Raw genomic sequence first — 26566 nt, 5'->3', positions numbered from 1 at the left:
TACAACTAACTAAATTATTAACTAAAACTATTTTAACATGAAAATGAAGTTTAAATTGGCAGTCATTGCGTTGGTAATGATTTGTACACAAAGTGCTTTCTCACAAACAAAAACGGTGACCGGTACTGTTTCAGATGAGTCTGATGTGCCTTTGCCAGGGGCAACAATTCTTGTTGTCGGAACGACAAATGGTGTTACCACAGATTTTGACGGTAACTACCAAATTGAAAATGTTAATGCAACAGACCAATTAGTGTTTAGTTACATTGGTATGCTTTCGCAAACCATACTTGTAGGTAACAAAAATACCATAAATATTACTTTAGAAGAGTCTGCAGAGGCACTCGATGAAGTTGTTGTAATAGGTTATGGTACGGTACTCAAAAAAGATGTTACAGGAGCTGTTACAACAGTGAAAGTTGATGCTGAAGTAGCTAATCAACTAACGTCTGTAGACCAATTATTACAGGGTAAGGCAGCAGGAGTTCAAGTTACTCAAAATTCAGGTTCATTAGGATCTGGTATTAGCGTAAAGATTAGAGGTACTAATAGTTTAAGGGGAAACAATGAGCCACTTTATGTAATTGATGGTGTTATTATATCCTCAGCAGGAGAAGATGTAATAGCTTCCGGAGGCGTAGGTAATTCAGGTCAGGAAACTCAAAATGGTTTAAATGGGATTAATCCAAGGGATATTGAAAGTATTCAAATTTTAAAAGATGCATCAGCTACAGCTATTTATGGTTCTAGGGGAGCAAATGGGGTGGTATTAATAACAACAAAGAAAGGAAAGAAAGGTAAGGTTAAAATCAATTCGTTTATAACAACCTCTATTAGGACTGTCACAAAAAAATATGACGTTTTAGATGGTATTGATTATGCTAAGTATCAAATTGAAGCAGATGAATTTAATGGTGTAAATCCACGATACCAAATAAATGGTTCTCAGGTGTTTGGAGTTACTTATGATAATGCAAATAATCCAACAGTTTCAAATAGTCCTGCTCAAATTTTAAATTGGCAAGATAAATTATACCAACAAGGGTTTAGCACTAAAGTCGGAATGTCTGCCGCTGGAGGTAGTGATAATGGAAATTATTATATATCAGCAGGGTTTGACGATCAAGAGGGGATTGTTGCTAATTCGGGTCTTAAAAGTGGTGATTTCAGAATTAATTTAAATCAAGATCTTAATGAAAACTTAAAATTAGAAGTAGGGGTTAGTGCGTATTTTAATAGCACCGATTTTACAGAATCAGGAGATTTGATTGGAGCCGAACAAAGTTTTATTAAAAATGTTATTTCATTTAGACCTGTAATTACTGAAGAAATTGATGATTTTAGTAGAGATTTGGAAGCTTCAAACCCTCAATCATGGGTAGATGATTTTTCTGATTTTTCTAAAGAAAAAAGATATATTGGGTCTTTAGGACTTACTTATCAACTTCCTGTAAAAGGTTTAAGCTATCAAATACAAGCAGGAGGAGATATAAGAACAAAAGATAGAAGACGTTTTTACGGACTAACAACTTTTCAAGGTGCTAATGCAAACGGGGCACTGCAAATATCAACTTTAAATGCAACATCGTATCAAATCAATAATTTTTTAAGATACAATAGAACATTTAATAATAAGCATAGAATAAATGCAACTGCAGGTGTTACCTATGATGTTAGAAATGTAGAAAATAGTATTTATGCGGTTGAAGATTTTGTAACAACAGAACTTACTATAGAACAGCCATTTTTAGCGTCTATAATAACACAGCCACTACAATTCATAAAATCAGATCAACAAATTTTTTCTTTATTAGGGCGTATAAATTATACATTTGATAATAAATATATATTAACAGCCTCTTTCCGTAGAGATGGGGTGTCAAAATTTTCAGAGGATAACAGATATGGTGTTTTTCCATCATTTGCACTGGCATGGAGACTTGACGATGAAAATTTTATTAAAGACTTAAATGTTTTTGAGGATTTAAAATTAAGAGCTGGCTGGGGACAAATAGGAAATCATGGTATTTCGCCTTACGGAACATTATCTGATTATGGAATAAACGGATCACAGTACGGGACTCCTGGAAATGGAACGAGTGTGCCTTTAACGCTAAACAATATTGCAAATCCTAACTTGACTTGGGAAACGACCGAACAACTAAATTTTGGTTTAGACTTTGCAACTAAAAATAATAAGATTTCGGGTTCTATTGATTTGTATGATAAGACGACGAAGGATCTATTACAAAGTAGTCCAATTCCAACATCTTCAGGATTTAGTTCTATACTTATAAATAGAGGAACCATTTCTAATAAAGGATTAGAAGTAGCATTAAATGTAGCACCTGTTTCTACGGATGATTTTCAAATAAATATAGGCGCAAATATTGCATTCAATAAAACTAAAATTGAAACTTTAGGGATTCCTTTAAAAGATTTTTATATAGATGGTACTGCTCAACAAAGGTCTTTCTACTTTGGAGATCAAATTAGTCGAGGAGATATATTCAAATCACCAGCAAATGTATTTGTAGAAGGTGAAGAAATGAGTCTTTTTTATGGTTATCAAACCAATGGGGTTTATCAGACCGAAGATACAGATTTAACATCAGGTGCTGTACCTGGTGATGTAAGAATTGTAGATCAAAATAACGATGGCAATATCGATTTATCGGATAGAACACTTATTGGAAATCCAAACCCAGATTTTGTTTATGGTTTTAATTTAAATTTCAAATTAAAAAGATTTACAGCTAATTTCATTTTTAATGGTGTTTACGGTAATGATATTGCTAACGGTAACTTATTACAGTTAGGAAATGCTGAAGGAGAACTCAATAATATATTACCAGCAGCCTATAATAATGCTTGGAGACCAAACAGTCAATCAAACACGTATCCAAGAATTGGATTTAGCACAAATGGCCGTGCTGCTATTTCAGACCGTATTATTGAAGATGGCAGTTATTTAAGATTAAATAATGTGACTATTGGATATGATTTTCCTGTTGAAAACAGTACGTTTTTTGAAAGTTTGAATGTGTATATCGCAGGTCAAAATTTAATAACCTGGACAAATTATAGCGGATACAATCCTGAGATTTCAAACTTTTTATATACAGGACTTATAAATGGTGTTGATTGGAATGGATCGCCAAATGCAAGTACTATATTATTAGGATTAAATATTAATTTCTAAGTACAATTGAATATTGCAAAAAACAAAAAACAGAAACACATGAAAAATTTTAAATTTATTTTAATATTGATATTTGGTTTTTTATCTAGTTCATGTAACTTAGATGAAGACCCAATATTTTTAGACGAAACATTATATGATACGCCACAAAGTGCGTCTGCCGCTTTAGATGGTATTTATCAAGGGTTAACTAATTACAATACGCTAGAACGCCGTTTATTTGTAATCAATGGTTTTTCAGGTTTATTTAATACAAATAAGAATGGAAACAATATAAATAATAAAAATAATGCAAATTTATTTTCACTAAAGCCAAATTATGATAGTGATTCAGAAAACATGTGGGGAGGTTTGTACGGTGTTATAGCACAAACAAATTCAGCAATCAAATCAATCAGAGTTGTTGATAATCCTTCTACTAATGATGAATTGCTTTTTAGCGATATTGCTGGTCATGCGTATTTTGTGCGTGCATGGGCATACTTTTCTTTAGTAAGACTTTTTGGAGATATTCCTTTATGGTTAGAACTTCCTGATTCTGAAAATTTAAATAAATCAAAATCAACAGCGAAAGAGGTTTATGCACAAGTTATTAGTGATGCTAAAAAAGCCGCTAGTTTATTAAATGGAGCAAGTGGTAATGGTTATCCTAAGCAATATGCTGCTAATATGCTATTGGCAAAATTGTATATGACAATGGCTACCAATTCAGATTTACAAGAAGGTTCATTAACAGAAATGGACTATTGGCAAATGGCATATACTGAAGCTATGAAAGTATATGGAAAATATGCTTTAGTGCCTAATTATAGTAGCTTATTTACCGATTCTAATGAAAATTCTTCAGAGTCTATTTTTGAACTGCAAATTAGCCAAGATGCCGCAAATTCTCAAATGGGGAGAAATTTTACCCCACTTAACTATAAGGCAGCACAAGCTTTTGGTTGGTTTCAAGTACATGCCGATGTTTATGATCTACATGCTTCAACATATCCTGGAGATCCTAGAATTAACGGCACTTATTTAAGTGAGTATACAGATGCTAACACTGGTGATATCCTTAAAGTTTACCCAGCTGATTCAGGACGAGCTGATTACGATGCAGCACATCCGTTTTTATTTAAGTTTTCTGAAAAAGACCCAACGAGCACAAATCAATACAATAATCAGAATATCATTATTTATCGTTATGGAGAATTACTTATTATGCTGTCCGAAATTTCTAACGAATTACAAAATGGAGAACAATTAGGCTATGTTAATGAATTACTGAACAGAGTTGGTGTTACTCCTCAAGCGGGATATTTAGGGTCTAAAGAAGACTTTAGAGATGCGATAATGATGGAATATCGTTTTGAATTAATTGGCGAAGGCGAAGATGCGCATAACAACAGGCGTAGAGGATTTGATTATTTCCTAAATAATACAATAAGCAGACATAATAATAACCCTGGATTTAAACCAGATGTGGATCTTACATTAAGTACAAGTGAATCAGAAGTTATGGGGTTACTAATTCCGCTAAAAGAAATTAACACAAACGAACTTATAAATTAGTTATAATGCTTAAATAGATTAAGCCATAGCTATCGTTGCTATGGCTAAATCTACTTTGATTATTAGAAAAGGCAGCAATATGAAAAAATTTACAGTTAAAAATTTATCTATAGCAATTTGTGCCTTACTTGTATTAATAGGATGCCATGATAAAGCGACTATAGAAAATACAACTTCACCAGGAACAAATAAAAATCAGGATATCGGATTAAAAACTGCTTTTAAAAAGCACTTTTTAACAGGAAGTGCATTAAGTGTTGATGATGTTTCGGACAAGGATCATACAATAAGGCAAATAGTAAAAAAGGAGTTCAATACCATAACTCCAGAAAACTGTATGAAAGCTGAAACGGTAAATCCAATGCCTGGAGTTTATGATTTCACAGCAGCAGATGCGTTTGTTGCCTTTGGTCAAAAAAACAACATGTTTATTATTGGACACACCTTGATATGGCATAATCAAACACCTGCTTGGTTTTTTACCAATACAAAAGGGGAACCCAATTCATCTGAAGAACAAAAAGAGCAATTGCGTAAACACATTGAAGCTGTTGCGGGACGGTATGCAGGAAAAGTGCAAGCTTGGGATGTCGTAAACGAAGTTATCGATAATGATGGCTCTTATAGATCTACCACATGGGTAAAGCGCATAGGGGATGGTGATGAGATGGTTAAACTTGCGTTTAAATATGCAAGTGAATATGCTCCTGATACAGAACTATATTATAATGATTTTAATGCTTGGCGCCCTGAAAAGAGAGATGGAATCGTTCGTATGATAAAGATGCTTAAAGATGCTGGAATTAGAATTGATGGTATAGGAATTCAAGCGCATTGGGGGTTGAATTTCCCCAAGAATGAATATATTCAACAAGCTATCGATGCTTATGCTGCATTAGGGGTTAAAGTTATGATTACGGAACTGGATGTTGATGTGTTGCCACTGACTAAGGAAGGTCAGATAATAGGGCGTAGTATGATGGAGCCCCAGTTTCAATTGGAAGAATTCGAAACATTTTTGGACCCCTACAAAGATGGTTTGCCTGAAACCGTAGAACAGGAACTTGCTGACCGTTATAAAGAATTATTTGGAATTTTTGTAGAGAACAGTGATAAAATAGATAGGGTCACTTTTTGGGGAGTCCATGATGGTATGTCCTGGAAAAATGACTATCCCATACCAAACAGGACTAATTACCCGCTTTTGTACAATAGAAATATGCAGCCTAAATTGGCGAGACAGGCCGTTTTAGAGAGTCTTAAATAACAAGTAAATCTATACTAAGAAAACTCTAAAGATGAATTAAGTTGTTTCAATTCATCTTTCTTGAGATATGTTGACTTCATTGAGAATATCTATTATTGGCGATCTTCAAAGTAAAAAAATAAGAGTATACATTATTGATACCTAAATATCATGAAAATAAATTAATACTATTATTCGTTACAACGTTGTTTTTATGCTCTTGTTCAAACGATGATGATGTGATTGTACAATTAGAGCAGCCGTCATATTCTATTGACTGTTGATGAAGCTTCTTATGATTTTACTGCTGGTTATGATGGCATTCCGTTAAAAGGTATGGGAGAGAGGCATCCTATTTCAAGGTGTCAAGTGTATGAAGGTGGAAGGTCGTTTTATACCGTTTTAGGTCATAAACCAGAATCTTTTAAAGATAAAAACTTTTTGAATCACATTTTTGGTGGAATATATTGGACATTTAATAAATAGATTTTTCACAAACTTTTTAGAACCTATTTACATGAACCAATGCAACATATTTTTGATAATATGCTTATTTAGTTTTATCAAAAATTTTCAACTAATGATATATTTACTTCAAAATATTTATTCAAAAAAACAAAACAAATAATTAACACTACATAACTAGAATACCATTAAAAAAATAAATAAGATATGATAAAAAAACTTATGATAATTTCAATAGCCTTTTTTTGTGCTTTTGGATATAGTCAAAATACACAAAATGCAAAATATGTATTTCTGTTTATTGGAGATGGTATGGGAGCAAATCAAGTTTATGCTACCGAAATGTATTTAAATGCAAAACCTAACGAGATTAAAGTTGACAAACTATTAATGAATAGTTTTCCGGTTAACTCGAATATGACTAACTATTCAGCTAGTTCTTATGTCACTACATCTTGTGCAGCAGCAACAGCAATGTCAACAGGATTTAAAACGAATAATGGTATTATAGGAAAATCACCCGACAAAAAAATAGCGTATGAAAATATATCTCAAAAAGCAAAAAAAGCAGGTTTTAAAGTAGGTATATTATCTAGTGTAATGATAGATCACGCCACTCCAGCATCTTTTTATGCGCATCAAAATTCTCGCAATATGTATTACGAAATTAGCATGGAGCTTCCCAATTATAATATTGATTATTTTGGAGGCGGAGGCTTTCATCATCCTAAAGGAAAAAAAGGAGATCAACCAGATTCCTTTGAAAATGCTATTAAAAAGGGCTATACCATTGCAGATTCTCATAAGGAATTTAATAAACTAAAAAATGGTGATGAAAAAATAATTGCCATAAATCCTGAAATGTATCCTTCAGGAGAATTTTACTGGGCCATTGATAAAAAAGAAGGCGCGCTTTCTCTTGCCGATTTTACAAAAAAAGGGATTGAAGTGATTGACAATGATAAAGGTTTTTTTATGATGGTAGAAGGAGGTAAAATTGATTGGGCCTGTCATGGAAACGATGGTGTATCCATGGTTCATGAAGTACTTGCTTTTAATGATGCTATTAAAGAAGCCTATGAGTTTTATAAAGAACGACCAGATGAAACATTAATAATAGTTACTGCAGACCATGAAACAGGCGCTCTATCTACAGGGATAAATTATGCCACACATCCTGAATTGTTGAAATACCAAATAATTTCAGTTCAAGAATTTAAAAGAAAAATGACAGAACTTAAAAATAGTAATCCAGAAGTTTCTTTTAACACTATTTTAGATTTAGTACAGGCAGATTTTGGTTTAGGAAACAGTGATGTCGTTTTGTCTTTAGATGATAAAGAATTAGCCTTATTAAAATCAGCTTACAACAAACAGTTTAAAGGAGATAAAAAAGTAAACGCAGATGCTGATTATTTAACTAAAACTAAGGTAAAATCAATTGGAGAAACAGCAGCCTATATTTTAAATAAAAAGGCAGGAATAAGTTGGGGTTCTGGCGATCATTCTGGTACACCGATTCCTGTTAGAGTTATTGGTAAAGGTCAAGAAGAGTTTTCTGAGTATTTCGATAATACAGATTTACCAAAAAAAATAGAGAAACTTATGGGTATATAATTGAATCATTTTAGAAAAAAAATATTTTAAAAATATCCTCAATTAAAATGAACGTCATGTATCCATCGGAAGGGAACTATGATTTTTCCGCTGCGGATGCTATCGTGGATTTTGCGCAGGCAAATGACATGAATGTTCATGGGCATGCCCTTATTTGGCATAATGCGACCCCGGATTGGGTCACTGATTTTTCAGGAACCGATGCAGAGTTCGAGGCCATAGTACAGGATTATATTACCACGGTAGTAACCCGGTACAAAGGAAAAGTACGTTCATGGGACGTTGTGAACGAAGCTATAGATGATGGTTCTGGTAATCCACTTAGAAGCTCTGTTTTCAAGGATAAAATGGGTGATGACTATATCAGAAAGTGTTTTCAATGGGCTAGGGATGCTGATCCGGATGTTCTCTTGTTTTACAATGACTATAACATTGCGGCAAGTTCAAGCAAACGTACAGCCATATTTGATTTGGTTGATGATTTAGGAAACCTTATCGATGGTGTGGGTGCACAAATGCATATTTCCTATAACGGTCCTTCCGCGGCAGATATCCAAAGTGTTGCGGATGCTACGGTCAGTAGGGGATTGAAACTCCATTTTTCTGAGTTGGATATAAGAGCGAATCCCGAAGGGGATCAAACGACATTGACCAACGAGAGGGCAACTGCCCAAAAGGCGAAGTATAAAGAAGTAGTGCAGATCTACAATGCCATTCCCTTGGACAATAAGTTCGCGTTGACCGTTTGGGGGCTAAGGGACAATGAGTCTTGGTTGATCGACTTCTGGGGAAATCTTGATTGGCCTTTGTTGTTCGATGAAAATTACAACAAAAAGTAAGCCTATCAAGGGTATGTGGAAGGTTTACAGTAAGCTTTAAAATGAATATTACATAAACATTCGAAAAGCCTAAATTTAATTATTTAGGCTTTTTCTTCAATTTTTATCATGGAAAACAAGTATTTCAATTACAGGTATATTTTTGCAATTATGGCCATATCTTTTTTTTCAGAGGGTCTTTTAAGTCAGGATATGGATTCCGGTTTGAAGGACTACGCCGATTTTCCCATAGGAACGGCCATCCGTATCGAAACATTGACAAAGGATGCTGAATTACAGGCATTGGAGACAAGGAATTTTAATAGTATCACTTCTGCCAGTGATATGAAAATGAATAGGGTCCTTCCCCAAGAAGGGGCCTACTATTGGGGTAGAATCGATAGTATACTTGATTATGCCCAAAGTCATAATCAACGATTGTTCGGGCATAATTTGATTTGGCATAGTTCCACACCCAAATGGGTAGAAGAAAAGGCATTGGCCGATAGCACATGGCTTGATGGGTTTATGAAAGAATACATTGAAACTTATGTGGGGCGATATAAAGGAAAAGTAAAGGCTTGGGATGTTGTCAATGAAGGATTGGAATCCGCAGGGGGTGCCATGCGCGAAACAATTTGGTACAACGCCATAGGTGAGGATTATATAGCCAAGGCTTTTACCTATGCACATGAGGCAGATCCCGATGCCATTCTTTTTTATAACGATTTTAATATCGAAAGGGATACGGTAAAATTGAAAGCCACCCTCGATGTAATACAAAGTTTGAGAAATAAGGGAGTACCCATTTCCGGAATTGGTTTTCAAATGCACATCCGAATGGATATTCCCGATGAGGTGATTGCAAACGCACTCAAAAAGGCAGCTGAAACGGGGTTGCAAATCCATCTTTCCGAAGTGGATATTATTTTCAATACCCATGATGATACCAGAAATGGTGGCGTACAGGTGTATGATCGATTAACGGAAGAAATGAAACAGGCACAGGCCGCTAAATATAGAAGTCTCGTAAGAATGTATCGTACCATTGTTCCAAAAGAGCAACAATTCGGAATAACCTTTTGGGACTTTACAGACCGGGATACTTGGATCAAACCTTTTTTCAATCTCAAGGATTGGCCAACGATCTATGACGGGAACCTGCAGCCTAAACCCGCTTATTTTGGTTTTTTGGAAGGATTAAAAGAAAAACTATAAGTTATGAAGAAATCGCTTGTTTTACTGTTTGTACTTAACCTTGTCATCACAAGTTGTTCCCCTAAGAAAGAACAACCTACTGGGCAATTGTTTGATGTAGGAACATACGAAAACCCTATTCTGGCAGGTTTTTATCCAGACCCCAGTATTTGTAAGGTAGAGGGTTCTTATTATCTGGTAAATTCAACCTTTGCCTATTTTCCTGGAATCCCTATTTTCAAAAGTGATGATTTGGTCAATTGGGAACAGATCGGTAATGTGCTCGATAGGCCGGAACAATTGAATTTAAGTGGACTAGAGGTTTCCCAGGGTGTTTTTGCCCCTGCCATACGCTATGCCCATGGGGTGTATTATATTACATGCACCATTGTAGGAGGAAAGAATAATTTTGTGGTTACCGCTACCGATCCATCAGGTCCCTGGTCCGATCCCATTTGGATTCCTGAAGTGGAAGGCATAGACCCTTCCCTGTTTTTTGATGATAATGGAAAAGTATATATCATTTATAATAGTGATGCTCCAGACAAGACCCCTTTATACGACGGACATAGAACGATTAAAATGGTGGAATTTGATGTTAAGGGATTGAAGGTGATTGGGGAACCCGAGATCTTAATAAATGGAGGTACCGATATTAAGAAAAAACCTGTTTGGATAGAAGGTCCACATATCTATAGGAAAAACGGTTATTATTATTTAATGGCGGCAGAGGGTGGTACTGCTGAGGACCACTCAGAAGTGGTGTTTAGGAGTCAATCGGTAACCGGACCATATGAAAGCTATGCCCAAAACCCAATATTGACCCAGCGTCATTTACCAGAGGATAGGGAAAATGCAGTGACCTCAACCGGTCATGCCGATATTTTCGAAGATGGGTATGGGAATTGGTGGGGTGTCTTTTTAGGATGTAGGCCTTATTCGGGAAACCATTTTAATACGGGGCGGGAAACGTTCATGGCCCCGGTCGTTTGGAAAGATAACTGGCCTGTTTTTGATTTGCAGGGCGAAGTGGTCAAAAAAAGATATGAGATCAAAGTTCCAAAAGAGGTGACCCAAGTTAAGAGGGACTCATTGTTTTTTGATGATTTCACAGGGGAAGAATTAAACTTCAAATATAATTTTTTACGAACTCCCTTAACTAAATGGTATACGATGGGTAGCGAAGGGATAACATTGAGGACTCGGCCCGAAACATGTTCCAATAAGGAGAATCCAAGTTTTATTGGGGTTAGGCAATCCCATTTGAAGGGTGAAGTCTCCACGGCCTTGGATTTTGGGACCACAAGAACGAATGAGAAAGCTGGTTTGGTCGTCTTCCAGAATGCTGAACACTTCTATTATTTGTGCAAATCGTATCAAGATGGGGAAAATGTCATTCAATTATTAAAGTCAGACGGAAGTGATCTTGAAACGATGAACACTATAAAAATGGATTCTGAAAAAGTATATCTCAAGATTATGGCGGACAATGGGTTCTATCACTTTTATTTTTCAAGCGATAGCGAAAATTGGAGGCCTATCGCCGAAAAGGTCGATGCTACGTTTTTAAGCACAAAAACAGCAGGTGGTTTTGTGGGCTGTTATTACGCCATGTATACTACTTCTTTAAGTAAGGAAAGTAATAATACAGCTTCTTTTAATTGGTTTGAAATTAGAAACAACGATCAAAAATAATTACGACATGAAGGTTTATGTGAAAATAGCGCTGTTAGTAGTTGTAATTATGAATACGGTACATATGAAAGCCCAAGAAAACTATAGTATATCTTCTCAAAAAGATAGATTAAGACAGTATTCTGGGCAGTGGATAAGTGCTATGGATCCTAATACGGATAGTGTTGCAAAACTTCCAGAGATAAAGATGAGTAGTTTGAATAATTTCAATAATCATTCGCTCACCGTTAAGGTTTTACAAAAAGATAGTAGTGATCGATACAATCCTATACTTCATGAAATTATTGGTTATGATAGTGTTACCGATACTGTCTTTGCTGCAGGTCATAATACGGAAGGTGCTTTTTTTATAGGGAAAGGTAAGTTCTCTTCAGAAAATCATTGGACGATGCAAGACAAAGATCTCAATGGTCATAAAACCATGAAGGTTGATTTTGACTTTCAAAATTATACGGATGTTATAGTTGAAGGATTTGATACTAATGAAAAGAGTTTATGGAAAACCAGATACATTAAAAATAATCCTAAAGACAAAAATATTGGTATTCAGCTCGTTTCTGTTCACAAAGAGATGCTTAAAAACCCAGAAAAAACCTTAATTCAACTAGGTAGGATGGGCTATAGTTATGTTGAAACTTTTGTTTATAGAGAAGGTCGTTTTTATGGATATAGCCCGAAGGAATTCAAGGCTGTAGTAGAAAAATCAGGTATGGAATTTTTGGGCTCTATGACTTTTTTCGATCCTGAAAATAAAAATGATGATACCGCCATACATACGTGGTGGAATAAAACGATACAAGACCATAAAAATGCAGGTGTCGAATATCTTTCTACTTCAAATAGCAACATAAAAAACATTAAGACGATTAAAGAACTCCAGGAATATTGCAATTATTATAATAAAATCGGAAAACTGTGTAAGGAGAACGGACTTAAGTTTGTGTATCATAATCATGCCGATGAATTTTTAAAGGTAGAAGGCGTAACCGTTTATGATTATTTTCTTCAAAACACCAATCCTGAGTATGTCTATTTTCAATCGGATGTATATTGGATGCAGGTGGGCGGTGTAAATCCTGTTCATTATTTTAAAACCTATCCTAAACGTTTTATTAGTTGGCATGTGAAAGATTATAAGGAATTAGGCGAAAGTGGTAAAATAGATTTCAAGAATATTTTCAACTATCAAGAAATAGCTGGAGTTCAATACATCCTATCTGAAGTTGAAGCGTATAGTTTCCCGCCTTTATTTAGTGTTGGTTTAGCTTGGGAATATATTTATTATGAATTATTAAAATAAACGTTTGATTATGAAACCCGTTACAATGAAGTCTCTTTTATTAACTATATGTGTCCTTACAATGATGAAAACAAACGCGCAAGACCAGTTTCGAGTTTTATTGTTTACCCAACATGATGATTGGCATTACAATACCATCCCTGTTGCAGTTCAGGCTTTTGAAGAAATGGCAGTAGAAAATCAGTTTAAGTTTGATTGGACACAAAGGCCAGATGATCTTATAGAAAGTTTACTGGAATATGATGTAGTCATATTTATGAACGCCAATGCCAATTTTTTGACCACAAAGCATATGGATGCTTTAAAAGCATTTATGAAACGAGGCGGAGGCTTTGTTGGCATACACGGAACAGCAGATGGAGAGAATGATAATGCTTGGTTTGATGGTCTTGTTGGAGCAAAATTTGTGAATCATCCAAAATTACAAGCAGCTATTGTAAAAGTGGTGAATCATGATTTTCCGGCAACATGGCATCTGCCAAATAAATGGCTTCGTAGTGATGAGTGGTATAACTTTGAAAACATGAATTTGGATAAACTAACTATTCTAATGACTGTTGATGAAGCTTCTTATGATTTTACTGCGGGTTATGATGACATTCCGTTAAAAGGCATGGGAACGAAACATCCTATTTCCTGGTATCAGGAATATGATGGAGGAAGATCGTTTTACACCGCTTTAGGTCATAAACCGGAATCATTTAAAGACAAAAACTTTTTGAATCACATTTTTGGGGCCATATACTGGGCTTCTAAATAAATTATTCTTGGTAGTATTTATAGAATATTGGGAATGCCTTATCATGGTTTACGCTTCGTAAATTGATAACCTTGTAAAGCGTTTTCAATCAATGATATAGGCGTCGGTCTTATTCCTTTAATGATGGGTTTTACTTCAAAAAAGCTTATAAAATCACTTTAATTATTAAAAAAAAACAGTAATATGAAAAATCTTTCTGTTAAAAATTTATCTATAGCAATTTGTGCCTTACTTGTATTAATAGGATGCCATGATAAAGCGACTATAGAAAATACAACTTCACCAGAAGCAAATAAAAATCAGGATATCGGATTAAAAACTGCTTTTAAAAAGCACTTTTTAACAGGAAGTGCATTAAGTGTTGATGATGTTTCGGATAAGGATCATACAATAAGGCAAATAGTAAAAAAGGAGTTCAATACCATAACTCCAGAAAACTGTATGAAAGCTGAAACGGTAAATCCAATGCCTGGAGTTTATGATTTCACAGCAGCAGATGCGTTTGTTGCCTTTGGTCAAAAAAACAACATGTTTATTATTGGACACACCTTGATATGGCATAATCAAACACCTGCTTGGTTTTTTACCAATACAAAAGGGGAACCCAATTCATCTGAAGAACAAAAAGAGCAATTGCGTAAACACATTGAAGCTGTTGCGGGACGGTATGCAGGAAAAGTGCAAGCTTGGGATGTCGTAAACGAAGTTATCGATAATGATGGCTCTTATAGATCTACCACATGGGTAAAGCGCATAGGGGATGGTGATGAGATGGTTAAACTTGCGTTTAAATATGCAAGTGAATATGCTCCTGATACAGAACTATATTATAATGATTTTAATGCTTGGCGCCCTGAAAAGAGAGATGGAATCGTTCGTATGATAAAGATGCTTAAAGATGCTGGAATTAGAATTGATGGTATAGGAATTCAAGCGCATTGGGGGTTGAATTTCCCCAAGAATGAATATATTCAACAAGCTATCGATGCTTATGCTGCATTAGGGGTTAAAGTTATGATTACGGAACTGGATGTTGATGTGTTGCCACTGACTAAGGAAGGTCAGATAATAGGGCGTAGTATGATGGAGCCCCAGTTTCAATTGGAAGAATTCGAAACATTTTTGGACCCCTACAAAGAGGGTTTGCCTGAAGCCGTAGAACAGGAACTTGCTGACCGTTATAAAGAATTATTTGGAATTTTTGTAAAGAACAGTGATAAAATAGATAGGGTCACTTTTTGGGGAGTCCATGATGGTATGTCCTGGAAAAATGACTATCCCATACCAAACAGGACTAATTATCCGCTTTTGTACAATAGAAATATGCAGCCTAAATTGGCGAGAAAGGCAATTTTAGAATGTCTTGAATAACAAGTAAATCTATATAGGGAAAACAATAATGTTGAACAATAGTTAAAAGGAGTATTAAGTTGTTTAATACTCCTTTTCCCATTCCAAATTAAACTAATCCAAATATGGCTTTAAGGTACTTATCGTACCGTCTGTATGATGTGTTATTTCTGCAAGCTTAACCGATCTTAAATGGGTTATTCCTTTGGATAAGCTAGAATCGTGGTAGAACAAATACCATTTGCCGGCTACTTCGCAAATAGAGTGGTGGGATGTCCATCCGACGACAGGTTCCAATATTTTGCCGGTATAGGTAAATGGTCCGTATGGGTTGTCCCCTATGGCATAGCAAATAAAATGGGTGTCACCGGTGGAGTATGAAAAATAGTATTTCCCGTTGTACTTGTGAAGCCATGAGGCTTCGAAAAACCGTCTTTCATTGTCCCTTTCCAACAATAAATCCCCATTTTCGTCTACGATTTCAATACCCTTTGGTTCCTCGGCAAAGCCTAATAAATCGTCAGTCATTTTAGCGACTATTGGTAATAGGGCCGCTTCGGAGTGATTAGGCAGCTCATTCGCTTCATCATAGACGTTATTTCGATATTTTTGAAGCTGTCCGCCCCAAATTCCACCGAAATACATGTAATAGCTACCATCCTCATCCTCAAAAACGGCAGGGTCAATGCTATAACTGCCCTCTATAGGCAAGGGTTCCGCTTTAAAGGGGCCTGTGGGGGAATTGGATATGGCTACCCCGATTTGGAATAGACCTGACTTGTTTCTCGCCGGAAAAAACAAATAGTATTTTCCGTCTTTATGGGCTGCATCCGGAGCCCACATTTGCCTTTCGGCCCAAGGGACGTCTTTTACATGTAAGGCCTCTCCATGGTCTATGGCCTCGCTTTTAACCGTATCCATGGAAATAACATGGTAGTCTTCCATGGCAAAATGGTCGCCGTTGTCATTGAATGGGATACCTGCATCGATGTCATGGGAGGGATAAATGTATATTTTTCCCTCAAAGACATGTGCGGAAGGATCCGCGGTATACATATGTTTTACCAACGGCTTTGAAATGGCTTTTTTATTAAGCGCTTCAAAATCTATATGTTCAATACTTTCTTCTGGCATACTTATATTATTGAATTATTGGTTTCTTCTTTCGCGTAGATCAGCTTCAATCCTTAATTCCATTTTCTTGTTTATTTCATAAAATGTCATTAGACCGATAGCGATTAAAAAAGGAATGGCCGGGTAAATACTGACCAACATTTTTATTCCGTTTATGGTATGTTCCTCCTGCCCAATAGTCGTGTTGTTTGGAACATAATCGTAGAGACTTAGTATCCAGGCTAAAAGTGAGCTTCCGATACTCAACCCCCCTTTGAGACCTACCATCATTGCGGAAAATATGATAGCGGTGGCCCTTCTGTTGTTCTTCCATTCGGAGTAATCGGCAACATCGGCGATCATTGTCCATAAAATAGGGGTACATATACCATAGAAGAATCCATGTAAAATTTGAGTCCCGAATATTAATTCAATGGATCTTGGAGGATAAAAGTAGAAAAGGATTATAAAAAGTGTGGAGATAAAAAGCGTGGTCGAAAAAACGATTTTTTTACCGTATTTATCGGCGAATTTTTTTGATAACATAATACCTATCAAACCAAAGAGAATACCCCCTCCGTTGAAGATGCCCAAACCAAAGGAAGTTTCGTTTTCAAAAGTGGGTAAATAGGGTCTTAAAGGATCTAAAAACAATTTTAATTGGGAATTGTCTACATAGTTTTCAAAGTAATAGACATAGGCGCCACCTTTAAGGGAAAGGGTTATAAACACTAGGGTAGTGGTGACCAGCATAATGATCCAAGGCTTGTTTTTGAATAGATCGCCTAAATCTTCCTTTAAGCTCGATTGTTGTTCGATTTTAGGGATTACCCTTTCCTTGGTGGTAAAGAAGGTGATCAAAAGCATAACCGTACCGATTACGGCCAAGAAGGTCATGACTTTTTCCATGCCCATGGCTTTGTCACCGCCCCCGGCTTTTAGGATCAAGTCGTACATAAATACCTGCACAAAGAACTGCGCGAACATAACGGCAACGAATCTATAGGCCGAAATACTATTTCGTTCCTTCATATTACCGGTTATCACACCGCTTAAAGCAGAGTAAGGTAAATTGTTCGACGCATAGAGTAACAGTAATAGGGAATAGGTGGCAACGGCATAAATCACCTTGCCCTGATAATCGAAATTTGGGGTGCTAAAGGCGAGTAAGGAGGCAATTCCCAGAGGAATGGCCGTCCATAATATCCACGGTCTAAATTTACCCCATTTAGAGTTGGTCCTATCGGCTAGGGCGCCAACGATCGGGTTAAAGGCAAATGCCGCGATTAGGCCTACAACTAGGGTTATTATGGCTGCGTGCTCTGGTTTTAACCCATAAATGTCGGTGTAAAAGTAAGATAGGTAGGTTACCAAGGTTTGAAATACCAGATTGGCCGCAAGGTCACCTAAGGAATAGCCTATTTTTTCTTTTATCGATAATTTTTCATTACTTAAATCTTCCATTTAGTAGGTCGTATATGATATAAACAATTAGTTGTTTTTAGCGCTGATAATATCCGTGTACACTTTCTTGGGTTGATAATTTCTATCAAAAAACAACGGATAGTTTGTACGGCCGTTTATGGGCCAATTATTAAGCCATGACTGTCCGTCTTGAACGCCCCAGAAGGTAACCCTGCTTATCTTGTCTTTATGTTTTGTGAAAAGATTGAAAATGTCTTGGTAGCGTTTACTGAGTTCCAGTTTAACGGAATCCGGTAACCCGTTGGGATAAGGGTTCATTTTGGGATCTCCTTCAAATTCATCGTAATTTTGATTAACGGCAGCCCCGTCCAACTCCCAAGGATTGGGTAAGACCGTGACATCCAATTCGGTGAACGAAATCTTGACACCAAGCTCTGAAAATGCAATGATGCTATTTTCAATATCTTCAATGGAAGGGCCTTCCAAGCTCCAATGTGCCTGTATACCGACCTCATCGATTTTGGCGCCATTATCCTGTAATTTTTTTACCAAACGAACTACCCCGTCCCTTTTTTCGGGTTTCCAAAGATTATAGTCGTTATATATAAGTGTTGCATCCGGATCGGCTTTGGCAGCTTCCTTAAAGGCCAGTTCCAGGAAGCGATCGCCCATGGTATTGGAAAAAACAGATTCCCTTAAGGTTCCGTCCTCATTCAAGGCTTCGTTTACAACGTCCCAGGCATCGATTTTTCCTTTGTATCTGCTGACAATAGTGTTAATGTGATCCTTTAACATAATGGCCATTTCGAGGCTATCCTTAATAGGATTGACCCAATCCGCCAACTGACTGTGCCAAATCAGATTATGACCTACGATATACATTCCATTCTCTTGGCCGAGGGCTACATATTTATCTGTAGTGTCAAAGAAATAAGAGTCCTTTTCAGGGTGGACATACATCCATTTCATTATATTTTCAGGGGTAATGGAATTGAACTCTTTTTTCAGGAGTTGAATACCAAGCGAATCCGATCTGTCAATATGGTTATCGTTGATTGCGGCCCCTATTAAAAAGCTTCCTTTAAAATGTTCCTTTATAGAGACTTCTTCTTTGGTGGTATCTTTCTTTGATTCCTTATTGTTGGTTTGGCAAGCACTTAAGCCTAAAACGAAAAGAATAAGAAATACACGGATTTTATATGTCATGGTCATAATAGAAAATTATTTTAGTCGGGTCATTTAATTTTGTAAGGCAAAAAAATAAGTATAACGAACAATTAGCCTAAGGTGTCGTTATGAATTTATAAAGGTATTTTGACTATAATTTTGGGGGTGTTATTATTGAAGCAAACTGTAATACATTTGTTGCATTTGCTTTTTTTAGGGGCTTTTAGGCCAGTATTTCTTATTAACTCGTTCAGAAGATCGATCCGATATGAAATTCCCGATAGTTTTTTTGATGTTTATCTGGTCCCTTCCTATACTTAGAAGTATGTGTTCGTGTTTTGAGGATTGGGGGATTTCGTTCATTCGATTGACGTCCTGGGACTTTGAAAAGGAAGGTGAGTTTAAAGTCCATCCGGTCTGAACATTATTGATGTAAAATCGGGGTCTTGTGTATGGTCGTATACAGGAAATTATAGTATTGTCAAATCCAATAGAACACGTTCCGTTACATTGGCTGCAAAGCGGAAGGTTCTTTTGGATTTGACATGTATTTGTATGGATGCTTTTTGGCTAGTGAATCTACAAATCAAACGATTTTGCATCCTCAAGAAACTTGGCCAAACCAGAATCGGTCAAGGGGTGTTTAAGCAAGCCTTCAATTGAAGAAAGGGGACCCGTCATTACATCGGAACCGATTTTCGCGCAGTTGATCACGTGCATGGTGTGTCTGATAGAGGCTGCCAATATTTGGGTGTCGAAATCATAGTTGTCATAAATCTGTCTTATTTCGGCAATAAGATTAAGACCGTCTGTTGAAATATCGTCCAATCTTCCCAAAAATGGGGATACATAGGTGGCACCTGCCTTTGCGGCAAGTAATGCCTGTCCTGCAGAAAATACCAAGGTAACATTGGTTCTAATGCCTTTGTCCGAGAAATATTTACAGGCTTTTACACCATCGGCAATCATGGGTAATTTAACCACAATTTGAGGGTTGAGGGCAGCCAATTCTTCCCCTTCCTTTATCATTCCGTCGAAATTGGTTGAAATTACCTCTGCCGAAACATCACCATCGACACAATCGCAGATAGCTTCATAGTGCTTTAGGATGTTGGCTTTCCCGGTAATGCCCTCTTTGGCCATCAATGAAGGGTTTGTTGTTACTCCGTCCAAAACTCCCAATGCTTGGGCTTCCTTTATTTGGTCTAGGTTCGCGGTATCTATAAAAAATTTCATAAGCTTGATTTTACTGTGGTTAAATGGAATATATAATTTTATTTAAAAGTTGTAACTGTGGAAATTCGGAAAACTTTTTATTTGTAGGGGCACCATGCCGTAGCTGATTCGGTTCTGTAGTAACTGCTGATGTCAATTTGTAAGTTGCCCCCATGATAGTTCTGGTATTTTCCGAATACAATCGGGTAATTATTGAAAATCATTCCTTCAAAATTATTCTTATAATAATGAACTCTTCCATTTTTAACATACCCATTGGTAATGTTGTTGTCTTTTGAATCCAGGTCACGGATTAAGTGACTTGTATAAAAAGCAGTAAATCAACAAGTAACGTTAAATAGTTTGGTGTGTGGATATTTTCGAAAGGGTTTTCGTAAATATTTGGATTACGGAGGGAATAATTATAAAATCATCAATTTATGACCTTTAAAATTCAATATTATTGGATTTAAATTTGAAAATAATAAGAAATTGACTTGTTTGATGCGATTTGTGAAGGCATAATGATCCGGTATTTAAAACTTGCCAATAGGTGCCGTATTTTGAAGGGACAAGGAGGGTGTTAAACGCTTATTAATACTTTCCGGATAATAGTTGATGTATGGGGAAAGGTTGAATCATTTCAAAAAAACATATAAACCGCTGCCATCGGATTGGGGGTTAAGGCAGGGCATTAAGAAGGGTTATTTTCAGAGGTAGCTCTTTATATTTTCCGAGTTGATGATGTTAATGGGTAATAATTGTTTTTTAGGAAACTCTTTATTGAACAGTAGTTTTTCTACAAGGCTTTTGAGTGATAGGGATGCTTGTAACCTAGGTGCCTGATGTATTAGGAATTGAATTTCACCGTTTTGTAAACACGAAACATTTTCGGGTAAAAGATCATAGCCTACAACAGTTGCTTTTTTGTTCAGTTGTTTTAAGGCAAGGGCAACTTCGTATGTTTTTGAGGTAGTCACGAAAAAGATGTTCACTTTTTCCTCCGAAATGAAATTTCGTAGTGCCTCAGTAACATTACTCGTATTTATATTTTTGGTTAGTATTTCACAATCGACATGATGGTCCTTGAAATAAGCCCTAAAACCATTTTCTTTTTGGCGCATGTGAATGGCATTATTAAAGGCTTCGTTGATGTGTATTATTCCGATTCTTGAAGAAGGTTGGATAAAATCGGAAACGAGTTTGGCGGCAACCCTACCACTCAAGAAAAGATCATGGCCGACATAGTGGTCTACATGTTTGCTGGGCAGGCTATTGAAAGTTCCGGTCAGAATGCCCTTTCTATTGAGTTTTTCCAGTAGAAAATTACTCTCTTTTTCGAATAAAGGCACAAATAAGAGGGCATCCGATCCTTTCTCAACTAAATCGTTGCCGATTTGGGAGAATGATTCAGGTTTAGTGGGGTCGAAAAGAAGTACTGAAATTTCAATATCAAAAGCCTCATACTCTTTAATAATGGCATTTATTCCCAACTCGCATGGTACCCAATACGGATCCTTGGCAGGATTAGGGATAAGGATGTTTATTTTGTAAACAACATTGTTCCTTAGGGTTCGCGCTAAGGGATTGGGCTTGTAGTCCAATTCTTTTAGTGCATCATTCACCTTTTGCAAGGCAGTTTCGGAAACTTTCCCCCTTTTATGAATGACCCGATCAACTGTTCCGATTGAAACATTTGCCGCTCGGGCAATATCCTTGATGGTTATCTTTTTCTTCATGGTATTACAAATATATCCAAAAAAGAAAATTAAATGATGTGTACGATAACAGTATTTAGTGTGTACGTACACATTTTTTCTTATCTTGCACTATAATCTAGGGGGGTCCATTAATTTAAGACCCAATTTACGTAAACAAATGGACGTCATCGATCAAGTAAACACAACCAATAAGTTAAACAGTATCGTGGCCATGGCACGGGAAGTAGAGCCCTGAATAAGAAAGGCAATAATGAACACAGGTGCGAAAGATGCCTATGCGGTTGATATTGATCCTGGTGTAAGGATAACCCAAAAACAGTTATAGTATGGATTCACATTCTAATTTGGTCATTTTGGCGGGAGGGGCTTCCTCAAGAATGAAGAAAGATACTTCTTTTGAGACAGGACTCAGTAAAGAAGAGCTAAAACAAGCGAATGAACGGAGTAAGGGACTCATCGGAGTTGGGAAAAATGGTAGACCGCTGCTCGATTATGTCCTTTATAACGCCAAGCAGGCCGGGTATAAAAATGTTTTTATCATAGTCGGTGAACAAGCAGGTTTGTTCAAAGAGTTTTATGGAAATAAGGACAAAGAAAACGACTTTAATGGATTGAAGGTTTCCTTTGCGGTTCAACATGTGCCAAAAGAAAGGGTGAAACCTTTTGGTACCTCCGATGCTTTGTTTCAGGCTATGGAGCAATTTCCGGAATTACGTCAGGGTAGTTTCACAGTTTGCAATAGTGACAATCTTTATTCCGTAAAGGCTTTCATGGCACTTCGGAATATTTCCGCACCAAATGCTTTTATCGCTTATGACCGTGATGCACTACTATTTGCCACAGAGCGTATTTCGAGATTTGCCTTGGCAAAATTGGATGGGCATGGGTATTTATTGGATATTATTGAAAAACCCGATACATCTGAAATTGAAAAGTATAAGGACGACTTTGGTAAATTGAGGGTTAGTATGAATGTATTTAAGTTCGATGGAGCAAAAATGTTCACCTATCTAAGGGATTGTCCAATTCATACAGAACGTAATGAGAAGGAATTACCAACCGCTTTCCTGAATATGTTAAAGGATAATCCTGGCACTTCAATAGGAATTCCTTTTTCTGAACATGTACCTGATCTAACCGCTAAGGAGGATATTGTAGCGGTCAAAAAATATCTAGAGAAAGAATTCCCTAGATTGGATTGGGGTGTACAGCCCCAAGATAGCTGATGATATCCTTGTTACCGCAGTGGTATCTATTGTGGGATTAATACATAAGGTAAAAGTTGACCAAGGATAAGAGACCTATCCAGTAGGGTAGGTGCTTTATGATAGGATCGGTATTTTGACCAAAACCATATCGCAATCCTTCGACTATTGTTGGAAAATCTATTTTATTTGATAGTTCATACATGGTATGGGCATTCATGTCTATGACCCTTAATGTATAGAAAGATTTTATATTTTTATAAATCCATGCCCAAATTAGAAGTGTCAAAAAGATAAAAAAATTCTGCTTGAAAATAGTTTAAAGGGGCTCGACCAATTTTCTTCACAATGGAATACCAGAAGTTCCATATCCCTAAGCGTACTATCCTGATGATTCCTGTTGTCGTTCGATAAAGGGCTATTTTTCATTGGACCATATTTTATGGTATAAAAGAATGCCTTGACAACAATCGTTTCCAATTGTCAACCAAGGCATCGAGCTCATTGTAAACAAACCAACGAACCCACTCAACAAATTAACTCAACAAACTAACTCAATAAACTAACTCAATAAACTAATACTATGTATACTCAACTTATAATTCAACGGTAATAAACGGGCCGTCTTCAGGGAATGTAAAATTCAACGGCATTGGTATTTTCATCCAGGGAAACTATGCTCGAGGCCATTACGATCACTCCTGATCCGTCAAGGATTTTCCTTGACTAGCTGACCGCTATATAAAATTCACCATATGGGATGTTTGTCATATGTCCTATATAGGTAATCGTTTAAAGAAAATTTAAACACATTTTATATTGTCCTTTCTGTCCTAAGTTATTAATAGTCGTCTTTTATCCATTCATATGTTTTTCTCTTCATCCAGTTTCCACGGGTGAAGTCAGGAAAATCCTGTGGTTCCCCATTATTCTCTATTGAAATTTCGGATAGGGGGGTTATGGCACTCCACGCAGCCGCATCATAAGCGTCTATTGGAGGGGCAATATTGTTTTTTGCAGATTCTACGAATGCATTGATGACAAAGAAATCCATTCCACCATGACCGGAATTTTGGGCATATTCCCCATATTTTTGCCATAAAGGATGATCATACTTTTTCAACCAGGAATCGGCCTTGTCCCAAGTATGGGGTTCTGACTGCCCTTCGATGTAGATTCGGTCTCCATCGACTTCCCAAAGACCATTAGCTCCTTGAACCCTAAATCCTAAGGAATAGGGGCGAGGAAGATTACAATCATGGGTTACGATTATGGTTTCACCTTTAGCTGTTTCTATAGTTGATGTAATGACATCACCTTGTTTAAATTTCACTTTAGCATTCGGATGGTCTTCACCCCCGTTCTTTACAATGTAATTATGCAAACCAATGCTTTTACTGGCATTGGAGGTTATCGATACAAAGCGATTGCCTCTATTTATGTCACACATGGCAGCGATAGGTCCTACACCGTGGGTAGGGTAAACATCTGCATTTCTTTTTACGGAATGGTTTGTACGCCATTTTGCTTCTGAAATAGCTTTTTGTCCAAATTCAACCCCACCACCATGAGGCTGTATTCCATTGTTGAATTTTACATCACGCAGGTCATGTTGGTAGCCACATCTAAAGTGAACGAGTTCACCGAACACATTCTGTTTTACCATATTCAATACGGCAAGAACATCCCTGCGATAGTTTACATTTTCGAGAAGCATGAGATGGGATCCAGTCTCTTCATGGGCTTCTACAAGGTCCCAGCATTCTTCAATGGTGTTTGCTGCGGACACTTCCAAGCCGGTGTATTTGCCAGCTCTTAAGGCATCTTTAGCCATTCGGGTATGCCAGAGCCAAGGTGTGGCGATAACCACCGCATCAACAGTGGTCAACTCCAGAAGGTTTCGGTAGTCCAGATCATTTTTTCCAAATGATTGGGGTTTTTTGTGTCCAGCTTCGGAAATTAATTTAGAGGCTAAATCTATTCTGTCAGCGTCTATATCACATATGGCCGTTACCTCAATATCCTTTCTTAATAAGAGATTTTTGAGATGGCTTGTGCCACGAAGGCCTACACCGATCATTCCGATTTTTAGTTTGTCACTTGTTTTCCAATTTCCATAAGTGAACCCTGGAGCGAGTGATAGACCTATGCCAGCCAATGCTGATTTTTTTATAAAGGTTCTTCTTGAATCCATAGTTTTGTTTTTTGCCTTAAGGGACCAACTTTTATTTAGCTATAACCTGCGTATTTATTGATAGTGTCTATTTACTTCAGAAAGGCATATTTGGAGGCATGGGTGGATTATTTTTTATTTAATTCTAATCGATGGCCTCATTTATTGACTTTTCCAGAAGGTTATCCGGTGATTGTTGTTGCTAAAGTAGTAGTTGAAATTCTATTTTCAAAGGATTATAACAAAAAATGTGTACGTACACATACAATAAAATGTTTACGTACACATTAAGATTGTGGATTTGTAAGGGGTTTTAGGTCATTTTGAAATCCTAAACAGTTATTTTCAAGGTATTTGCAAATCCCCATTAGGGGGTAATTATCGATTTAAGGTTTCGGTAAGTTAAATCGTGTAATGGTTTACCGTGATGGAAATGTTCATGGTATGGTATCAAAAGCCGGATTGTAGCGGCTCGATTGATAAGGGATGGGTTTTTTTTGAGCACACCATGTTTGATAAAAGATCTAACCTCAAAGATAGGAAGTGCTTTTTAAGAAAGTAGGAAACCCAAACAGGGTTTTCGTCCGTATTTTATAAAGATGGGCGGATATGTTTTGTCGTTATGCGGCAATGCTTTAACTTTATTCATCTATTGTAATGGATTTCTGTATTTATACCTTGCCATGCAATGCCCTAAATTACCAAGGATATTATGAAGACAAATTCAAGATTTTGGATCGTTGTGTTGGTTGTTATTGTGCTGGGTTTTTGTATAGGGATATATCTTCAGGACCTTAAACACAAAGAGAGTACGGAGGCCGCCTGGCGCGCGAATCGTTTCAATATTGCCCGTTTCAATAAAATCAGGGATTATAATTTGAAAATGACATCATCAAACTGGAGGTTTATGCGTGATAGTATTGAGCAACAATTTGATAGCCTTATGATCCTAAGGTTCCGAAAGGAAATGGATAGTATAAAAGCGGAAAATAAATAACCGGGTAATGTCCAGTTCGATGATGAGGTTAAAAGTGTGTAGTGAAAAGACGCGTATACCCAAAAGTAATTTGCGTTGATCGAAATATTGGATTTATCGATTTCCCTACAAATTCGGGGAAGACACAAAAATATTTAGGAATAAACCGATCATTCTTGTTAGGTTAGTTTTGGGAATAAAAAATTAGTCATACCTTAGCGCCCTGAAATTTTATTGGGATATTAGCTCAGTTGGTTTAGAGCGCTGCCTTGACAGGGCAGAGGTCACTGGTTCGAATCCAGTATATCCCACTCTTTTATAGATGTCACTGGTTCCCCCGACGCTTCGGGGCAGTATGTCCCAC

General features: G+C 36.8%; 19 protein-coding genes and 1 tRNA gene. 14 read left to right on the top strand and 6 right to left on the bottom strand.

The features are described from left to right. Positions 1-37: 37 nt before the first annotated feature. From HPE56_RS12590 to HPE56_RS12540, 11 genes are all read left to right on the top strand, one after another. Positions 38-3202 carry a SusC/RagA family TonB-linked outer membrane protein gene (locus HPE56_RS12590; RefSeq protein WP_188244107.1) on the top strand — a complete coding sequence of 1055 codons (3165 nt, stop codon included), beginning with the start codon at positions 38-40 and terminating at the stop codon, positions 3200-3202. Between the two features lie 39 nt (positions 3203-3241). Next, the gene (locus tag HPE56_RS12585) at positions 3242-4759 is read left to right on the top strand and encodes a RagB/SusD family nutrient uptake outer membrane protein (RefSeq protein ID WP_188244106.1); all 1518 of its coding nucleotides are present in this window, start codon (positions 3242-3244) and stop codon (positions 4757-4759) included. Positions 4760-4838: 79 nt separating this feature from the next. Next, positions 4839-6026 (top strand): endo-1,4-beta-xylanase, encoded by a 1188-nt coding sequence (locus HPE56_RS12580; RefSeq protein ID WP_188244105.1) that lies wholly within the window; start codon positions 4839-4841, stop codon positions 6024-6026. 252 nt (positions 6027-6278) lie between these two features. Beyond that, positions 6279-6491, top strand: coding sequence for a ThuA domain-containing protein (locus tag HPE56_RS12575; RefSeq protein WP_223170297.1), 213 nt, complete (start codon positions 6279-6281; stop codon positions 6489-6491). A 186-nt stretch (positions 6492-6677) separates the two neighbouring features. After that, complete coding sequence (locus tag HPE56_RS12570) at positions 6678-8087, top strand: alkaline phosphatase (protein ID WP_188244104.1); 1410 nt, start codon at positions 6678-6680, stop codon at positions 8085-8087. Between the two features lie 47 nt (positions 8088-8134). After that, complete coding sequence (locus HPE56_RS12565; protein WP_223170296.1) at positions 8135-8926, top strand: endo-1,4-beta-xylanase; 792 nt, start codon at positions 8135-8137, stop codon at positions 8924-8926. Between the two features lie 150 nt (positions 8927-9076). Next, positions 9077-10123, top strand: coding sequence for an endo-1,4-beta-xylanase (locus tag HPE56_RS12560; protein ID WP_223170295.1), 1047 nt, complete (start codon positions 9077-9079; stop codon positions 10121-10123). Positions 10124-10126: 3 nt separating this feature from the next. Then, on the top strand, positions 10127-11797 hold the full coding sequence (locus HPE56_RS12555) for a glycoside hydrolase family 43 protein (protein WP_188244101.1): 1671 nt from the start codon (positions 10127-10129) through the stop codon (positions 11795-11797). A gap of 64 nt (positions 11798-11861) precedes the next feature. Further along, on the top strand, positions 11862-13097 hold the full coding sequence (locus HPE56_RS12550; RefSeq protein WP_223170294.1) for a sugar phosphate isomerase/epimerase family protein: 1236 nt from the start codon (positions 11862-11864) through the stop codon (positions 13095-13097). A gap of 10 nt (positions 13098-13107) precedes the next feature. Further along, a complete protein-coding gene (locus HPE56_RS12545; protein ID WP_188244099.1) occupies positions 13108-13857 on the top strand; it encodes a ThuA domain-containing protein in 750 nt (249 codons plus the stop codon). Positions 13858-14040: 183 nt separating this feature from the next. Further along, positions 14041-15228: an endo-1,4-beta-xylanase gene (locus HPE56_RS12540; RefSeq protein WP_188244098.1), complete on the top strand. Its 1188-nt coding sequence runs from the start codon at positions 14041-14043 to the stop codon at positions 15226-15228. Positions 15229-15321: 93 nt separating this feature from the next. On the opposite strand, the gene HPE56_RS12535 is transcribed toward HPE56_RS12540, so the two are convergent. The 5 genes from HPE56_RS12535 to HPE56_RS12515 all read right to left on the bottom strand — a co-directional run bounded on the left by HPE56_RS12535 (position 15322) and on the right by HPE56_RS12515 (position 21866). Continuing rightward, positions 15322-16341 (bottom strand): glycoside hydrolase family 43 protein, encoded by a 1020-nt coding sequence (locus tag HPE56_RS12535; RefSeq protein ID WP_188244097.1) that lies wholly within the window; start codon positions 16339-16341, stop codon positions 15322-15324. A gap of 15 nt (positions 16342-16356) precedes the next feature. Next, complete coding sequence (locus HPE56_RS12530; RefSeq protein ID WP_188244096.1) at positions 16357-17784, bottom strand: MFS transporter; 1428 nt, start codon at positions 17782-17784, stop codon at positions 16357-16359. Positions 17785-17811: 27 nt separating this feature from the next. Further along, positions 17812-18957 (bottom strand): endo-1,4-beta-xylanase, encoded by a 1146-nt coding sequence (locus HPE56_RS12525; RefSeq protein ID WP_223170293.1) that lies wholly within the window; start codon positions 18955-18957, stop codon positions 17812-17814. Positions 18958-19491: 534 nt separating this feature from the next. Next, a complete protein-coding gene (gene fsa, locus HPE56_RS12520) occupies positions 19492-20148 on the bottom strand; it encodes a fructose-6-phosphate aldolase (RefSeq protein ID WP_188244095.1) in 657 nt (218 codons plus the stop codon). 689 nt (positions 20149-20837) lie between these two features. Next, complete coding sequence (locus HPE56_RS12515; RefSeq protein WP_188244094.1) at positions 20838-21866, bottom strand: LacI family DNA-binding transcriptional regulator; 1029 nt, start codon at positions 21864-21866, stop codon at positions 20838-20840. 308 nt (positions 21867-22174) lie between these two features. Here HPE56_RS12515 and HPE56_RS12510 point away from each other — a divergent pair, with 308 nt between their 5' ends. Next, entirely contained in the window at positions 22175-23074 is a 900-nt protein-coding gene (locus tag HPE56_RS12510; protein WP_188244093.1) for a sugar phosphate nucleotidyltransferase, read from the top strand. An 820-nt stretch (positions 23075-23894) separates the two neighbouring features. Here HPE56_RS12510 and HPE56_RS12505 read toward each other — a convergent pair. Then, positions 23895-25247, bottom strand: a complete 1353-nt coding sequence (locus HPE56_RS12505) for a Gfo/Idh/MocA family protein (protein ID WP_188244092.1) — start codon at positions 25245-25247, stop codon at positions 23895-23897. A 691-nt stretch (positions 25248-25938) separates the two neighbouring features. Here HPE56_RS12505 and HPE56_RS12500 point away from each other — a divergent pair. Continuing rightward, the gene (locus HPE56_RS12500; protein ID WP_223170292.1) at positions 25939-26223 is read left to right on the top strand and encodes a hypothetical protein; all 285 of its coding nucleotides are present in this window, start codon (positions 25939-25941) and stop codon (positions 26221-26223) included. Positions 26224-26438: 215 nt separating this feature from the next. Continuing rightward, positions 26439-26513: transfer RNA gene (locus HPE56_RS12495), tRNA-Val, on the top strand. Positions 26514-26566: the final 53 nt, after the last annotated feature.

The organism is Maribacter aquimaris (assembly GCF_014596745.1).
GTDB lineage: Bacteria > Bacteroidota > Bacteroidia > Flavobacteriales > Flavobacteriaceae > Maribacter_A > Maribacter_A aquimaris.
Note: the sequence above shows the minus strand (reverse complement) of the source record. Positions and strands in the feature narration are given on the sequence as shown.

Bases quoted from the DNA above. Each gene is read 5' to 3' on its own strand.
- HPE56_RS12590 (WP_188244107.1), top strand. From the start codon at position 38: ATGAAAATGAAGTTTAAATTGGCAGTCATTGCGTTGGTAATGATTTGT.
- HPE56_RS12585 (WP_188244106.1), top strand. From the start codon at position 3,242: ATGAAAAATTTTAAATTTATTTTAATATTGATATTTGGTTTTTTATCT.
- HPE56_RS12580 (WP_188244105.1), top strand. From the start codon at position 4,839: ATGAAAAAATTTACAGTTAAAAATTTATCTATAGCAATTTGTGCCTTA.
- HPE56_RS12570 (WP_188244104.1), top strand. From the start codon at position 6,678: ATGATAAAAAAACTTATGATAATTTCAATAGCCTTTTTTTGTGCTTTT.
- HPE56_RS12565 (WP_223170296.1), top strand. From the start codon at position 8,135: ATGAACGTCATGTATCCATCGGAAGGGAACTATGATTTTTCCGCTGCG.
- HPE56_RS12560 (WP_223170295.1), top strand. From the start codon at position 9,077: ATGGCCATATCTTTTTTTTCAGAGGGTCTTTTAAGTCAGGATATGGAT.
- HPE56_RS12555 (WP_188244101.1), top strand. From the start codon at position 10,127: ATGAAGAAATCGCTTGTTTTACTGTTTGTACTTAACCTTGTCATCACA.
- HPE56_RS12550 (WP_223170294.1), top strand. From the start codon at position 11,862: ATGAAAGCCCAAGAAAACTATAGTATATCTTCTCAAAAAGATAGATTA.
- HPE56_RS12545 (WP_188244099.1), top strand. From the start codon at position 13,108: ATGAAACCCGTTACAATGAAGTCTCTTTTATTAACTATATGTGTCCTT.
- HPE56_RS12540 (WP_188244098.1), top strand. From the start codon at position 14,041: ATGAAAAATCTTTCTGTTAAAAATTTATCTATAGCAATTTGTGCCTTA.
- HPE56_RS12535 (WP_188244097.1), bottom strand. From the start codon at position 16,341: ATGCCAGAAGAAAGTATTGAACATATAGATTTTGAAGCGCTTAATAAA.
- HPE56_RS12530 (WP_188244096.1), bottom strand. From the start codon at position 17,784: ATGGAAGATTTAAGTAATGAAAAATTATCGATAAAAGAAAAAATAGGC.
- HPE56_RS12525 (WP_223170293.1), bottom strand. From the start codon at position 18,957: ATGACCATGACATATAAAATCCGTGTATTTCTTATTCTTTTCGTTTTA.
- fsa (WP_188244095.1), bottom strand. From the start codon at position 20,148: ATGAAATTTTTTATAGATACCGCGAACCTAGACCAAATAAAGGAAGCC.
- HPE56_RS12515 (WP_188244094.1), bottom strand. From the start codon at position 21,866: ATGAAGAAAAAGATAACCATCAAGGATATTGCCCGAGCGGCAAATGTT.
- HPE56_RS12510 (WP_188244093.1), top strand. From the start codon at position 22,175: ATGGATTCACATTCTAATTTGGTCATTTTGGCGGGAGGGGCTTCCTCA.
- HPE56_RS12505 (WP_188244092.1), bottom strand. From the start codon at position 25,247: ATGGATTCAAGAAGAACCTTTATAAAAAAATCAGCATTGGCTGGCATA.
- HPE56_RS12500 (WP_223170292.1), top strand. From the start codon at position 25,939: ATGAAGACAAATTCAAGATTTTGGATCGTTGTGTTGGTTGTTATTGTG.